Here is a 15,608-nt window from a genome sequence, read left to right on the forward strand (position 1 = left end):
AATGAAAAACATTAGCATATTTACCAATAAAATAGTTCGAATACCTTTCTTCTCATTGAATGAATACAAAGCAATTCCAACAGATGTAAAGGAACTAGACACCTTTATCGATGCCCTGTTTTATCACGAAAAATTTTCAGAAGCCGTTTATTTGGCATCACCTGTTTTACATGAAGAATGGGAAAAAATAGTTGAATCAGGTAAAGAAAGAGGTAAAATCAACGAATCCATTCTAAAATATTACTTAAGAGCAATTTCTAATACGGTGCCTTTCGGATTGTTTACTTCTTATTCGATATTGGAAGACGAGCCTAAAGAATCAAAGGCAAAAGACTATGAAAGGTTTTCTAATCTTGATATGGAATATCTATTGAAATTGTTACATCATCTGAATCAAGATCCTATTATAAAAAACGCAGTTACTTACAGAAAGAATAATTCCATTTATAAAGTAGGGGAAAAATATAGATACATTGAACCTAAATACGTCAATGATAAAATCAGCTATACATTAGCATCTATTGATAGTGATGAATTAATTGATTACCTATTACAAGACGACAGAGAAGAAATTACGTTAACAGTACTTAAAGAAGAAATTTTAAATCTTGTGGAAGGTGTAACTGAAGATGAGGTGGCAGCTTACTTAGATGAATTAATCCAATCTGGAATCTATCTTTCTTCTCTAGAAGTATGTTTAAACCAGCCTCAATTTATACAGCAAATAGTAGGTTTTTATGAAAAAAACAAAGCTCAAATTGACACGAAAGATTCGTTAAAAAATATTTTTGAAGCCTTACGAAATGTAGATACAGCTTTACATCAATTAGATGATAAGGTCTTTAATTCTAAAGCCATTTATGATACTGTTTTTTCTGAATTGAATAAGATTGGTATTCCTTACGAACAAAAATATGTGATTAATTCCAACCTGAAACGTAATAATGTTGCGATAAACGAAAAGGATATTAATCAAAAACTCCAACAATTCTTAAGTAAATTATCTAAAATTTCTCATAGTAAAATTAAGCGTTTGAATAATTTGGAAATTTTCAAACAAAATTTTTACAATCGATATGAAGATCAAGAGGTAAAACTAATGGATGCTTTAGATAATGAGTTAGGAATAGGATACTTATCGCAATATAATGAAGATGTTTTATTCTCAGATCTTTTAGACGATATCACCATTGCTCCACAGAAAAAGGGAGTTACCGATAGAAAAATTGAACCTCAAATTAATAATTTTTGGTTGAATTTAATCATGGAAAATGCTGATAAAAGAGCAATTGACTTGGATAAAGTTTCATTAGATGTATACCAAAATGAAAAACCAATAAAAAATGGTGCTTTTTCAATCGCGTATACCTATGCAAATGATAAAATCTATTTAAAATATGCTTCAGGTGCAACCGCAACCAACCTAATTGGTCGTTTTGGAAATAATGACTCACAAATGCAAAAAGTAATTGATGAAATTACCACTTTTGAGCAAACCGTAAATAAAGATAGAATCACCGCAGAAATCATCCATTTGCCTTCGAATCGAACAGGAAATGTATTAATTAGAAATATAGATAGAGAAGCAGAAATCAGTTTAATTTCAAGACCATCTGGAAAGCGAAAAGTAATAGATATTAATGATTTATACCTTAGCATAAAAAACAATAGGATTGTCTTACGTTCTGGGAAATATAAAAAGGAAGTAATTCCCTATCTAAGTTCGGCACAAAACTTTCATTTCAACTCATTACCAGCCTATCATTTATTATGTGATTTACAAATTCAAGATCGATACATCGATTACGCTATTAATTTTGGAGGTTTTAATATTGATGATTTAGATTATTGTCCGCGATTGGTTTTTGGAGAAAAATTGGTAGTTAGAAATGCACAATGGCGTTTGAAGAAAGAAAACTACAAGTCGATAGAAGCTTTGCAAAATCATTTAGAAACCTTACAAGTACCTCAATTTGTATATATCGTTGAAAGTACGGAAGAAAAAATGATTATCGACAGAAAAAACCCGGTAACTCTTGCTATTTTATGGAATGAAATAAAAAAGAACGGTTTTGTACAAATTTCAGAATGTGTGTATGATTTAAATAAAGAGAATGAAGTGGCTAATGAAAACATTGCTTTTGTAAAATCACAAAGAAGTGCCAATGTTTTAGATACAATTTGGAATTTTTCTGATAAAGAAGATCAAAATGTAGAAAGAGCTTTTATCTATGGTGACGAATGGATGTATTTTAAACTCTATACGGGTCGCGTAATTTCAGATGTTATCTTAACGGAAAACATACAGAAAATTGTGACGACTTTGACCGAACAAAAAATCATAGACAAATGGTTTTTTATCCGATACACTGACCCTGATTTTCACCTTAGAGTGCGTTTGCATTTAACGGACAATAAAAACTATGATATGGTAACTAAAGTAATCCATCAAGAGTTAAAAACATTAGTAAATGAAGGAAAAGTTTGGAAGTTAGATGTTTCCACCTATAAAAGGGAAATTGAAAGATATCATTGGAAAAATATCGACAATTCGGAAAACATTTTTTCAATTGATTCTGATTTTACACTGAAATTAATGCGATACCTCAAAGAAGCAAATGAAAACCGTACTTGGTTGTTTATTTTGAAATCGATAGATGATTTTTTCAATGCATTTCAAATTTCTCTTGAAGAAAGACATCAAATCATAGAAAAAATGTATCACAGCTTTTGGGTAGAACATGGTGAAGTAAAATCGGTAAGAAAAGACATTAATGCAAAATTTAGAAAGCATACAGAAGAACTTACTCATTTATTCCACGAAACACCTGCCGATTTACAAGAACTGTATCAAGAGCGGTTGTCACAATTAACTAAAATTCAGTTTGTGGATGAGGTAACAACTAATATGACAGATTTGCTATGGAGTTATATTCATATGCATGTCAATCGATTTATTCCTGCACATCCGAGATCACATGAGTTAATTATGTATGGAATTTTAGAGCGCTTTTACAGCAAAGAAATTGGAATGAAAAAGTATAACCAAAAACTAGTTACAGATGAAGCTTATTAGACAATATGATAAAATGGATTGTGGACCTTCTTGTTTAGGAATGGTTGCCAATTCTTACGGAAAAGAAATTTCATTAAATTATCTAAGAGAAAAATGTCATATTACCAAAGAAGGAGTCTCTTTGCTAGGAATTGATGAAGCAGCTACCGAACTCGGTTTTGAAACCTTCTCTGCAAGCTTAGATATGGATGAATTAAAAAAAGTAGAAGACTATAATTTTCCTTGTATTCTTCATTGGAACAACAACCATTTTGTAGTGCTCAAAGGCTATGGAAGAAAAAGCTTTTTTAGCAGACAAAAGAAATGGCAAATAGCCGATCCAGGACATGGATTTATCGATTTAAATGATCAAAAATTTAAAAAATCATGGTTAGGTGAAAATGAAACTGGAATTGCCTTTTTTCTTAAACCAAAAGAGAAATTCTTTAAAACCGAATTTAAACAACCTGAAAAAATATCATTAAACTTCTTTTTGAAATATTTTGTTTCACATAAAAAGAAGTTGGGACTTGTTTTTATTTTGATGTTATTAGGAAGTTTAATCAATATGATTTTTCCTTTTCTAACCCAGTTTTTAATTGATAAAGGAATATCGAATAAAGACATCAATTACATTCAATTGATTCTTTTTTCACAATTGAGTTTGTATTTAGGAGCCATAATTATAGAAATATTTCGAAACTGGTCGCTTCTAATTGTAGGAACCAAAATTAGTATCAAAATTATATCGGAGTTTTTAACTAAAATTCTAGAGTTGCCTTTACGTTTTTTTGATTCCAAATTAATTGGTGATTTTCAACAAAGAATACAAGATAATGATAGAATAGAATATTTTTTAACCTCTCAATCTATTGCTACGTTCTTTTCAACCATTACTTTTTCAGTCTTTTTTATAGTCTTAGCATATTACAATCCTAAAGTTCTATTAATCTATGTTTCTTTAACCGTTTTGTCACTTTTATGGTCCAACTATTTTTTAAAGAAAAGAAAAATACTAGATTATCACCGTTTTGTTGAAAACAGTAACAATCAAGAAACGATTTATGAAATTTTAAATGGTGTTTCTGAAATGAAACTGAATAATTTCGAAGAACACAAATGCAATCAATGGAAAGAAGTGCAAAATAGATTGTTTAAAATTAATCTTAAAATCTTGAAATTGGACCAAATTCAAAGTTCTGGATTTAATTTTATCAATCACATTAAAAATATCTGTGTCTCTTTTTATACAGCCGTTTTAGTAGTACAAGGAGATATGTCTTTAGGAGTTTTATTGAGTGTTTCTTATATTATTGGAATGATGAATTCACCAGTTGACCAATTGGTTTCATTCTTAAAATCTTTACAAGATGCCAAATTAAGTTTAGCTCGATTAAATGAAGTTCAAACCGAACAAGCGGAAGAAAAAGAAACCTATGCGAATTTAGAATTAAAAAGTGCGCTTCATTCTGGAATCAAATTAAGCAATGTTTCCTTTCAATACGAAGGTCCAAGATCACCTTTTGTGTTGAAAAATATTGATATGTATATTCCAGATGGGAAAATTACTGCGATAGTAGGTGCTTCTGGTAGCGGAAAAACGACATTAATGAAAATGTTACTGCGCTTTTATGATTCCATAACGGGTCATATCAGTTTTAATGGTCAAAATATTTTAAATCTATCACCAAAAGATTTACGAAAAAATTGTGGGGTTGTAATGCAAGACGGTTTCATTTTTTCAGATTCCATTAAAAGAAATATTGCTACAGCAGATGAAGAAATAGATTATGACAGGTTAAAAAAAGCCGCTCAAATTGCAAATATTGAAGAGTATATCGAATCGCTACCATTGAAATATGATACCAAAATCGGTGCTTCAGGCAGTGGTCTTTCTGGAGGTCAAAAGCAAAGAATCTTAATTGCAAGAGCCGTTTACAAAAACCCACATTATGTTTTCTTTGACGAAGCCACTTCAGCTTTAGATGCAGAAAATGAAAAGATAATTCACGACAATTTATTCGACTTTTTCAAAGGAAAAACAGTGGTAATAATTGCACACAGATTAAGTACGGTGAAACATGCCGATCAAATAGTTGTCCTTAAAAAAGGAGAAATTAGCGAAGTGGGAAGTCATGCACAATTAGTAGAAAGAAAAGGAGATTATTTTAGTTTAGTAAAAAACCAATTAGAATTAGGAAGTTAACATGAAAACAAATAACATCATTACAGAAAGTAGTATCGTAAGAGAAATAGAAGAGTCTATTCAAGACAATCATTCCATTTTTACGTCCATGGGTGTCGTAAATGGTTTAGCAGGGGTTTCTTTATTTTATTATTATTTAGGAGATGCCGATTTAAGTATCTCTTTTCTAGAAAAAGCCATTGAGGGTTTAAACGACTCCTATGAAGGACCTAATATTGTGGAAGATATTATTAGCATTGGCAAACTATTAACTTTTTATGTAGACAATGGATTGCTGCAGCAAGAAGATATAGAAATGTATTTTGAAAGTTATGATCCGATACTAGAAGAATTATTTGTTGACAGTTTAAAAGAAGACAATTTGAGTCCAGTAACAGGAATCTTAAAATATGTCAATTATTTTGTACAACGCACGAAGTATGGCAAGAAAGATTATACTTTATTTTTCTCAGACGTGGTCGACAAAATAGAGAAATTGGCGCAGACTGACGCTGAAACTGGTGGTATTTATTGGATTTCAAATGTGGATCGACAAGGTAGAAAACTAATCGAATTAGGAGTGAAACATGGCGTGATGGGAATCGTTGATAGTTTGATTAATTTGTACCAAATTAATTTTCAAAAGGAAAGAGTACAAAAACTTATAGAAAAAGCTTTGCTTTATACCACAGCACATCAGTTTGAAAATAAAAAAGTGATTTTCCCTTTTTGTACTGATGATGTACCTGAAGCTAAATCTTTCTCTTTTGGTTTAATGTATGGAGATTTAGGAATAGCCTATGTATTGCATCGAGCAGCTGATGTTTTTGATTGGAATAAGTATGAAGAATTAGCTTTAAAAACTTTAACAAGAGCTAGCGAAATTAGAGATGATAAAAAGGAAATTATTAAAGATGCTAATTTGTTTTATGGAAGTTTAGGAGTGGCCTCTTTTTTCAAATTGATGAAAGAAAAGACCCAAAGTAATTTTTTAGAAGAAGCGATTCAATATTGGTATACCAAAACAGAAGATTATAAAATACCGGAAAGTCAATGGGCTGGTTTTGACACTACTTTCAATAAATTTGATATAAATGCACAGTTGTCTTTTTCCCACGGAATTGTTGGAATTGGAACCGCACTATTGCATTTTGAGAAAAATTTAGATTTTGGTTTTCTATCATTTATAGATTATGAAAAGTAATTTTTAAATATAAGAAAGGAATAGAATTTTGTATTCCTTTCTTATTTATTTTATTAAATCATCGAATTCTTTAAGACAATATTGATCTTCCTTGTCTAGGTAGAACCCTAAATAATAGGCATCTTTAACTTTAAAAAGCGTTTCAAGTTTTAAATTTTTATTGCTATCTAAATAATTTCTTACCTGATCAAATGTAAAGAGAGGTACCTCTCCCTCTAAATGGTTTAAACTTTTATCAAAAAGACAATTTGTATAAACGACTTTTTGATTTGCATAAGAATTAAAACTATCTAATGAAGGATTTAAAGCAGCTCCAATAAGGGCACCTGTTGCACCAAACATTGAACCTCCAATAAAAACACCAGTTGTCATTTTACCAGTTGTAGAAAGACCTCCGATTGTTATAAGATAGTTATTATTAAAATTATGTACAGTTAAGCCACAATTTAGACTGTTTATTTTTCTAATAAATTTAGAACTTTTATCAAATTCTCTTTTACCACCGAAACCTCCATTTTCTTGAAAAACTGGAGAATTTTTAAAATAAAGAGAATCCGATTTTTTTAGATGATGTGTTTTTAGCAAATTATCATCCATATCTTTTAAAGTTAAATAAAATTCTTCTTCCGTTGTTTTGATTTGAAAAATCTGATTATTAAAAATATAAGAATTGGAATTGAAAAATAAATCATCTCCTTGAACACTCGGCTTTTTAAAGTATTTAAGCGTATAGTCAAAAGAGTTAAGATTTATAAAAATACATTGGGTTACATCTAAATGATTGTCAAAAGTAAAAATCATTTCATTATCGCTTACATATAGTTTCCTTTTAGCACTAGTAGATTTTAATGAAACTAAATTATTTTTTGTGATAACTTGAATTTCTGAATAAATGTTTTCTGGATAAACTATTTCAGTAAAAAGATCATAAATATGAGTTCTTCTCTTTGAAGAGTTATAAAAAGTTTCCTCCTTTAAATTTATTTTTTTTATGTCTAATTTGCCATCTTTAATAACATAAAGGTTAATTGTTAAATCAATTTTATTACAAGTAATTAAATAAAAACAATCATTAATTGAAACGGAAGGTAATATGGCTTGTTTTTTTAATTCCAAAGAAAAACTTTTTTGAACAATCTTTTTTTCTGAAAAATCAAAAGCTTGTTCCATAATTTCAGTTTTATTTGATTTTGCCCAAATAAGCCCAATTTTATTTCCATTTCGGTTATAACCTAGAATCTCTTGATATTTTGATTCTGGTCTATCAGCTGATAAGGTATCAATAATTTGAAACTCCTGATTTAAACGAATCGCAGTTACTTTTTCTTTATCACTAAAAAACATAGTAACAGTATTGGAAACAGAATCAACTACTTGAAAAACATCTCTATTGCCTTTTAACTTTAAATCAAATTTATGATTGAACTCTTGAGCAAAAGAAAAGAAAGCCCCTAACATAAATAGTAGGCTTATAAAAACTATTTTGTTTTTCATGTGTTTTTTAACTAATTAAAGCACCATTTAAAACACCATCAGTATCAGGATTTACAAAAACTAATTTTCCTTCTGCTGTATTAGTCATTAAAATCATTCCAGCACTTTCAACTCCACGTAAGGCTCTTGGAGCTAAATTTGCTAAAACAGTCACTCTTTTACCCACAACTTCTTCTGGAGTAAAATGTTCTGCAATTCCAGAGACAATCGTTCTTACATCGATACCTGTATCTACTTTTAGAACCAATAATTTATTTGCTTTAGGCATTTTTTCAGCTTCTAAAATAGTACCCACACGTAAGTCTAATTTGGTAAAATCATCAAATGTTGCCACTTCTTTTTGAGGTTCTGCTTTAGCATTCGCTATTTGATTCGCTTTTTTAGAAGCTTCTAGTTTGTCCAATTGTTTTTGTATTTCGGCATCTTCAATTTGTGCAAATAAGATTTGTGCTTCTCCTATTTTGTGTCCAGCAGGAAGTAAATCTGTTTTTTTACTAATGCTATTCCAATTTACATCTAATATACTTGTATTCAGAATTGTTTTTAATTTGTTTGAAGTAAAAGGCAAGAAAGGCTCGCATAAAGTTTGTAAAGCAGTAGCAATTTGCAACGCTACATACATTTGTGTTTTCACTCTTTCAGGATTTTCTTTTACCATTTTCCACGGTTCTTCATCGGCCAAATACTTGTTTCCTAAACGCGCTACATTCATTACTTCACTTAAGGCTTCTCTAAAACGATAACGTTCAATAGAACTTGAGATTACAGAAGGATACGCTTTTAATTCGGTTAAAGTTTGTTCGTCTACTTCAGAAAATTCATTTGGAGTTGGGACAATCCCATCATAATATTTGTTGGTTAACACCACTACACGATTAATGAAGTTACCAAAAATTGCCGCTAATTCATTGTTATTTCTCGCTTGAAAATCTTTCCAAGTAAAATCATTATCTTTTGTTTCAGGAGCATTAGCGGTTAAGGCATAACGCAATACATCTTGTTTTTCTGGAAAATCTTGTAAATATTCATGTAACCAAACCGCCCAGTTTTTTGAAGTTGACAATTTGTTTCCTTCTAAATTCAAAAATTCATTAGCCGGAACATTATCGGGTAAAATGTAGCTGCCTTCCGCTTTTAACATTACCGGAAAAATAATGCAATGGAAAACGATGTTGTCTTTTCCTATAAAGTGTACCAATTTGGTTTCCTCATTTTTCCAATACGGTTCCCAATCTTTACCTTCTCTTGCAGCCCATTCTTTGGTTGCAGAAATATAACCAATAGGTGCATCAAACCAAACGTATAGTTTTTTCCCCTCAGCGCCTTCTACTGGAACATCGATTCCCCAATCTAAATCTCGAGTTACCGCTCTAGGTTCTAAGCCACCATCAACCCAAGATTTTACTTGACCGTATACATTTGGTTTCCAATCGTTTTTATGACCTTCTAAGACCCATTCTCTTAAAAAGGCATCGTATTCATTTAATGGTAAAAACCAATGCTTTGTAGATTTTAAAACAGGAGTTTCACCTGTAATGGTCGATTTAGGATTAATTAAATCGGTAGCATTTAGAGAAGAACCACAACGTTCGCATTGGTCTCCATACGCTTCTGGGTTTTCACATTTCGGGCAAGTTCCTGTTACGAAACGATCGGCTAAAAACTGATCCGCTTTAGCATCATATAATTGTTCGGTAGTTTGTTCAATAAACTTCCCTTCTTGATATAATTTTTTAAAGAAATCCTGAGCAGTATCATGATGAATTGGTGCAGAGGTTCTAGAGTAATTGTCAAAAGTAATTCCAAAATCGATAAACGATTGACGAATAATACCATCATATTTATCAATTACTTCTTGAGGTGAGATTCCTTCTTTCTTTGCTTTCATTGAAATGGCCACACCATGTTCATCACTTCCACAAACAAAAACAACATCTTTACCTTGTAAACGTAAATATCTAGCATAAATATCACTAGGTACATACACACCAGCTAAGTGACCAATATGTATTGGGCCATTAGTATAAGGTAATGCAGCAGTTATCGTATATCTTTTAGCTTCGCTCTGTTCGGCTTTGCCTCGAGTTGGATTTTCTAACATAAATTGATTGAATTTTAAATTCTGAAAAAAACACTCAGAAAAACATGCAAAAATAATTCTTTAGGAATGAATTGACGAATTTTTGTCTTTTATTTTATGTATTTTTGAAGTAAACTTTTACAATTTATGAAGTTTGTTTATTTTGGAATACTATTTTATTTATCATTATACGCACATTCTCAACAAAAAATGAAACTACCACCTTATTTAAAAAAAGGCGACACCGTTGCCATTGTATGTACCGCTAGAAAATTTATGCCAGAAGAGGCGAAACCAGCCATTGAACTTTTAGAGTCTTGGGGTTTGAAAGCAAAATTGGGCAGAACTATTGGTTTAGATAGCTGTCAGTTAGGAGGGACCGATGTGGAGCGTGCTGCCGATTTGCAACAAATGATGGATGATGACAATGTAAAAGCAATATGGTGTGCAAGAGGTGGTTATGGTACGGTTCGAATCATCGATTTGTTAGATTTTACTAAGTTTTCCAAGAAACCAAAATGGGTTATGGGTTTTAGCGATGTTACCGTATTACATAGTCATTTAAATACATTAGGAATAGCTACACTACACTCTATCATGCCTTTTACAGTTCCAAATGCTCCTGAAAAAGTAAAACAAACTTTGAAAGATGCTTTATTTGGGACTAATTTAAATTATAGACTCCCTTCTAAATCGTATGATGTAAAAGGGAAAGCAGAAGGAGAATTAGTTGGAGGGAATATTTCCATCTTGTATAGTTTATTAGGCTCATCTTCTTCAATTTCTACTCAGGGCAAAATTCTTTTCATTGAAGATTTGGATGAATATTTATATCATGTGGATCGAATGATGTACAATTTGAAACGCAATGGTTATTTTGAAAAGGCTAAAGGAATCATTGTAGGTAGTATGAGAGACATGCACGATAATGAAATCCCTTTTGGACAAAATGAAGTGCAAATCATTACAGCTATTGCAAAAGAATACAATATTCCAATAGCTTTTGAATTTTGTGCAGGTCACCAAAAAGACAATCGTACTTTAGTTTTAGGAAGCCAAGTTTCTTTCGAAGTGAATGATAAAGAGATTCGACTGCAATTCAAATAGAGTGATTCGTGTATTTTCAAATTTTTAACGAATGCATATAGAAATGGCGGAACACAATGAATTAGGAAGAATTGGTGAAGAAAAAGCAGTGTCGTTTTTAGAAGCTAATGGATATGATATTTTAGAAACCAATTGGGTATATGATAAAGCTGAAATCGATATTATTGCCCAAAAAGAGACTACTTTGGCTGTAATTGAAGTTAAGACTAGATCTAGTTTAGATTTCGGTTTACCTCAAGACTTTGTTAAACCAAAAAAGATTCAATTATTAGTGAAAGCAATTAATGAATATGTAATTTCACATGATATTGAAGCCAACATTCGCTTTGACATTATAGCGATTCATAAAGAAAATTCAGATTTTGTTATAGAACATATCGAAGAAGCTTTTTATTATTTTTAAGTTATAAATATAACATTTTGTGTTTTTTAATTATATTTGTAAAAAAATCAAATATCTATGAAAACAATATCTTCTGTTGTAGAACAATATATTAAGTCAAAACCCTTTTTATTAAATTCATTATCTCAAGGAATAATTAACTTAACCTCTTTGTCCAGAGTAATGATGCCTTATTTAGAAAAAGAATTAGGAAAAGATGTGAAGCAAGGCGCTATTGTTATGTCCTTAAAAAGGTTATCAGAAGAATTGGATTTTAAAATCAATCATAAAATTTCTCGTGTGTTAAAAAATACAGGAGAAATTACGGTTCGTTCTTCTTTAACGGATTATGCATTTACAATTTCGGAAACGTTATTAGATAATCAAGCTAAATTATTATCAGAAATTAATAAAGAATCGGATGTTTTTTATACATCTTCAAGAGGGGTAAATGAATCCAATATAATTATCAGTACATCTGCTGCTTATTTAGTTGCAGATTTATTAAAAACAGAGAAGATAACACATAAAATTGAGAATTTATCTTCTATTACTGTAAAATTGCCTCAAGAAAATGTTTCTGTTCCTGGTGTTTATTACTATATTTTTCAACGTTTGGCTTGGGAAGGAATCATTATACATGAAGTAATTTCAACCACGAATGAGTTTACAATAATTGTAAGTGACAATCAAATTGATATTGCCTTCAAAGCGATTAAAGATTTAAAAAGCATTCAAGACTAAAGGAGAAAAATATACCTGTTTTTTTTTACATCAAAAAAAGAAATGTATTTTTACCATTCTTTATACTAAAAAGAGAAAATTGTAGTTAAAGAATTAAAGCGTTTCATCTTGAAAAACAATATACTTAAATATTCATTTATTATTGGTTTCCTTTTCTTTTTAATTGCTTGTTCAGTTAAAAAAGATAAGTTTATCAATAGAAATTTTCATGCCGTAACTACGGAATATAATATTTTATACAACGGTAATTTGGCTTTAGAAGCAGGAAAGGCTGAATTAGTACTGACTTATAAAGACAATTTCTGGGAAATTCTACCTGTTGAAAGAATGGGTGTTAAAGAAGAAGATTTAATGCCAGGAGATAAAAAAAATCCGAATTTTGAAAGAGCAGAAGAAAAAGCGGTTAAAGCGATTCAAAAGCATTCTATGAATATAAAAGGTAAGGAGAAAAACCCACAAATGGATGAAGCTTATCTTTTACTTGGAAAAGCAAGATATTATGACAATCGTTATTTACCTTCCTTAGAAGCGCTCAACTACATTTTATATAAATACCCTACAAGTGATAAAATTTACCATGCAAAAGTATGGAGAGAAAAGGTTAATATTCGTTTAGATAATGACGAAACTGCCATTGAAAATCTTAAAAAGCTTTTAGAAGATGATAAAATAGAAGGGCAAGACTTAGCAGATGCGAATGCCATGTTAACAGAAGCTTACATAAAGACAGGGTCAAATGACAGTGCTGTAGCAACCTTAAAAATAGCAAAAGAGAATACGAAGAATAAAGAACAAAAAGCTAGATATGCATTTATTTTAGGTCAGCTTTATGAATCTTTAACTTACAAGGACAGTGCCTATGCTAGTTTTCAGGAAGTAATCGATATGAATAGAAAATCTCCAAGAAGATATGTCATACAAGCACATGCGAGACAAGCAGCTCAGTTTGATTACAAAAATGGAGACACATTACTTTTTACTGAAAAATTTAATAAGCTTATAGAAGATAGAGAAAACAGACCTTATTTAGATATTTTATATCATCAAATGGGGCTTTTTTATGACCAATTGGAAATCGATTCTACCGCCCAAAAATGGTATAATAAATCGTTACGTACTGCTTCTCAAGACCGTTATTTAAATGCTTCTAATTATAGAAATATTGGTGAAATGTATTTCAAAGAGGCACAATATAAATTGGCGGGTCAATATTATGATAGTACTTTAATTCAATTGGATAATAGAACGAAAGAATATCGAAAGTTCAAAAAGAAAAGAGATAATTTAGAAGACGTTATTAAATACGAAACCATTGCACACGATAATGATAGTATTTTAGGTATTGTTGCCATGGGAGAATTGGAAAGGAAAAACTATTTCGAAGCGCATATACAAAAAATAAAAACTGCAGATTCTATTCAAGCTAAAATTGAAGCTGAAAAAGCCGAAAAAGAAGCTATAAAACAAGAAAATCAAGCCTTGGCAAATACATCTGCTCTAAAACCAAACGGAAATTTACCACCAGGCAATTTTCCACCCATAGGGATAGAGGAACAAAGTACATTCTATTTCTACAATCCTGTGACAGTTGCTTATGGGAAAAAAGATTTCCAAAACAAATGGGGAAATAAAAAATGGAAAGAAAATTGGAAATTAGAGGATAGTAAAACCAATATTTCTTTGAACGATGCTAACAAAGGAACTGGAGAAAATGAAGTAACAGCTAATGATTCTTTGAAAGCGAATACCATCACTAAACCAGAGTATGAGGTAGCTTACTATTTAAATAAGTTGCCTAAAAGACAAACACAAATAGATACTTTGGTGAAAGATAGAAATTTTGCCTATTTTCAATTAGGAACGATATATAAAGAAAAATTTAAAGAATACCAATTAGCTGCTGATCGTTTAGAGCAATTGCTTAAGAATAACCCAGAAGAGCGATTAATATTACCTGCAAAATATAATTTATTCAAAATATATGAAATTATAAACCCAGCAAAAGCGGTTTCTTATAAAGAACAAATTATTGCAGAATATCCAGATTCACGTTACGCTCAAATTCTTAAAGACCCTTCTTTATCTATTGAAGATGATACCCGACCTGAAATAGTTTTCAATAAATTGTATAAAAAATATACTGAAAACAAACTAAGAAACGTTTATGAAGAAGTACAACAAAGAATTGAACAATATATAGGAGAAGAATCGTTACCTAAATTTGAAATGTTGAAAGCCAATGTAGTAGGAAGATTAAAAGGTGTTGAGGAATATAAAAAAGTACTTAATGATGTAGCGCTTACCTATCCTAATACAGAAGAAGGCAAAGAAGCTGAAGACTTATTACGCAATCATATTCCTAAGTTAGAAGCTTTACAATTTGACACTTCACCAACCAGTACTTGGAAATTAGTTTTTCCTAAAAATGCAATAGGTGATGAAGAAAGTACAAATAAGTTGATTGAAAAAATAGATAAATATTTAGAAGCTAGAAGAAATGATGATCTAAAACGCTCAGTAGATATTTATACCTTAGAAGAAAATTTTGTTGTAATACATGGTTTCATTACAGAAGAAGTAGCTCGTGCTACTTTAAGTGTATTGCAGGAATATAAAGATTACAAAATTAAAGATCAAGTTTATGTAATTTCTTCAGACGATTATAAAATTATTCAAGTAAAGAAGAAGCTTCAAGAATGGATTAAATAAAAAACAACATAAATAAACCCCAAAACGCAACAAGCTATGTTTGATAAAAATAAAGCACCAGAAAGTAACCCATTAGGAAAAACAAACAGGATAGTCCAAGGAACAGTAATCAGAGGAGATATTGAAACCAAAGAAGACTTTAGACTAGACGGAACATTAATTGGAAACTACACTTCCGGAGGAAAATTAGTTATCGGAACATCAGGAGAAGTTCAAGGAGATATTAAATGTAAAAATGTTGATGTTGAAGGTAAGTATACTGGTAAATTAGAAGTAGATGAACTTTTAACGGTTAAATCCACAGCACATATAAAAGGAGATGTAATTGTTAGTAGACTTTCAGTTGAGTCTGGAGCTGTTTTTGAAGCAACTTGCTCTATGAAATCCACTCAAAAGCCATTAGTTGATACTCCAAAAGCGGATAAAAAATAGAAAAATTAACACTTTTTAACAACAAAAAGCCTTCAATTAGAGGGCTTTTTGTTGTTTTTTACGCCTTTTTTTATAAAAAGTTAGGTTAGGCATCACTTTTATATTCTTATTAATAAAATAGCTTAAAAAATTAATATTTCGTTTTTTGATAAAATTTATTTTTTTGTAAGAATAAAAAATTAACATAAAAAAAATGTTTTAGTTTTTAAAAAGATA

10 protein-coding genes are annotated in these 15,608 nt (G+C 30.5%); 8 read left to right on the top strand and 2 right to left on the bottom strand.

Annotated features, from left to right (window positions below):
* The first annotated feature begins 1 nt into the window (after position 1).
* From NHF47_RS03350 to NHF47_RS03360, 3 genes are read left to right on the top strand one after another with little or no spacing between them, the layout of a single operon-like run.
* Positions 2-3,076 (top strand): lantibiotic dehydratase, encoded by a 3,075-nt coding sequence (locus NHF47_RS03350; protein ID WP_252763608.1) that lies wholly within the window; start codon positions 2-4, stop codon positions 3,074-3,076.
* Positions 3,063-5,261, top strand: coding sequence for a peptidase domain-containing ABC transporter (locus tag NHF47_RS03355; protein ID WP_252763609.1), 2,199 nt, complete (start codon positions 3,063-3,065; stop codon positions 5,259-5,261). Before NHF47_RS03350 ends, NHF47_RS03355 begins: the two co-directional genes overlap by 14 nt.
* Before the next feature lies 1 nt (position 5,262).
* A complete protein-coding gene (locus NHF47_RS03360) occupies positions 5,263-6,444 on the top strand; it encodes a lanthionine synthetase LanC family protein (protein ID WP_252763610.1) in 1,182 nt (393 codons plus the stop codon).
* 45 nt (positions 6,445-6,489) lie between these two features.
* Here NHF47_RS03360 and NHF47_RS03365 read toward each other — a convergent pair whose 3' ends face one another.
* Complete coding sequence (locus NHF47_RS03365; RefSeq protein ID WP_252763611.1) at positions 6,490-7,938, bottom strand: hypothetical protein; 1,449 nt, start codon at positions 7,936-7,938, stop codon at positions 6,490-6,492.
* Positions 7,939-7,945: 7 nt separating this feature from the next.
* Complete coding sequence (gene metG, locus NHF47_RS03370) at positions 7,946-10,039, bottom strand: methionine--tRNA ligase (RefSeq protein WP_252763612.1); 2,094 nt, start codon at positions 10,037-10,039, stop codon at positions 7,946-7,948.
* 189 nt (positions 10,040-10,228) lie between these two features.
* On the opposite strand from metG, the gene NHF47_RS03375 reads away from it, so the two are divergent.
* The 5 genes from NHF47_RS03375 to NHF47_RS03395 all read left to right on the top strand — a co-directional run bounded on the left by NHF47_RS03375 (position 10,229) and on the right by NHF47_RS03395 (position 15,392).
* Positions 10,229-11,125, top strand: a complete 897-nt coding sequence (locus tag NHF47_RS03375) for an LD-carboxypeptidase (RefSeq protein ID WP_252763613.1) — start codon at positions 10,229-10,231, stop codon at positions 11,123-11,125.
* A 43-nt stretch (positions 11,126-11,168) separates the two neighbouring features.
* On the top strand, positions 11,169-11,528 hold the full coding sequence (locus NHF47_RS03380; RefSeq protein WP_252766052.1) for a YraN family protein: 360 nt from the start codon (positions 11,169-11,171) through the stop codon (positions 11,526-11,528).
* 57 nt (positions 11,529-11,585) lie between these two features.
* Positions 11,586-12,251 carry an aspartate kinase gene (locus tag NHF47_RS03385; protein WP_140997960.1) on the top strand — a complete coding sequence of 222 codons (666 nt, stop codon included), beginning with the start codon at positions 11,586-11,588 and terminating at the stop codon, positions 12,249-12,251.
* A gap of 108 nt (positions 12,252-12,359) precedes the next feature.
* On the top strand, positions 12,360-14,960 hold the full coding sequence (locus tag NHF47_RS03390) for a gliding motility protein (protein ID WP_252763614.1): 2,601 nt from the start codon (positions 12,360-12,362) through the stop codon (positions 14,958-14,960).
* Positions 14,961-14,996: 36 nt separating this feature from the next.
* Positions 14,997-15,392 (top strand): polymer-forming cytoskeletal protein, encoded by a 396-nt coding sequence (locus NHF47_RS03395; protein ID WP_252763615.1) that lies wholly within the window; start codon positions 14,997-14,999, stop codon positions 15,390-15,392.
* The last annotated feature ends 216 nt before the right edge of the window (positions 15,393-15,608 follow it).

Origin of the sequence: Flavobacterium sp. NRK F7, assembly GCF_024054195.1 — a bacterium.
Taxonomy (GTDB): domain Bacteria; phylum Bacteroidota; class Bacteroidia; order Flavobacteriales; family Flavobacteriaceae; genus Flavobacterium.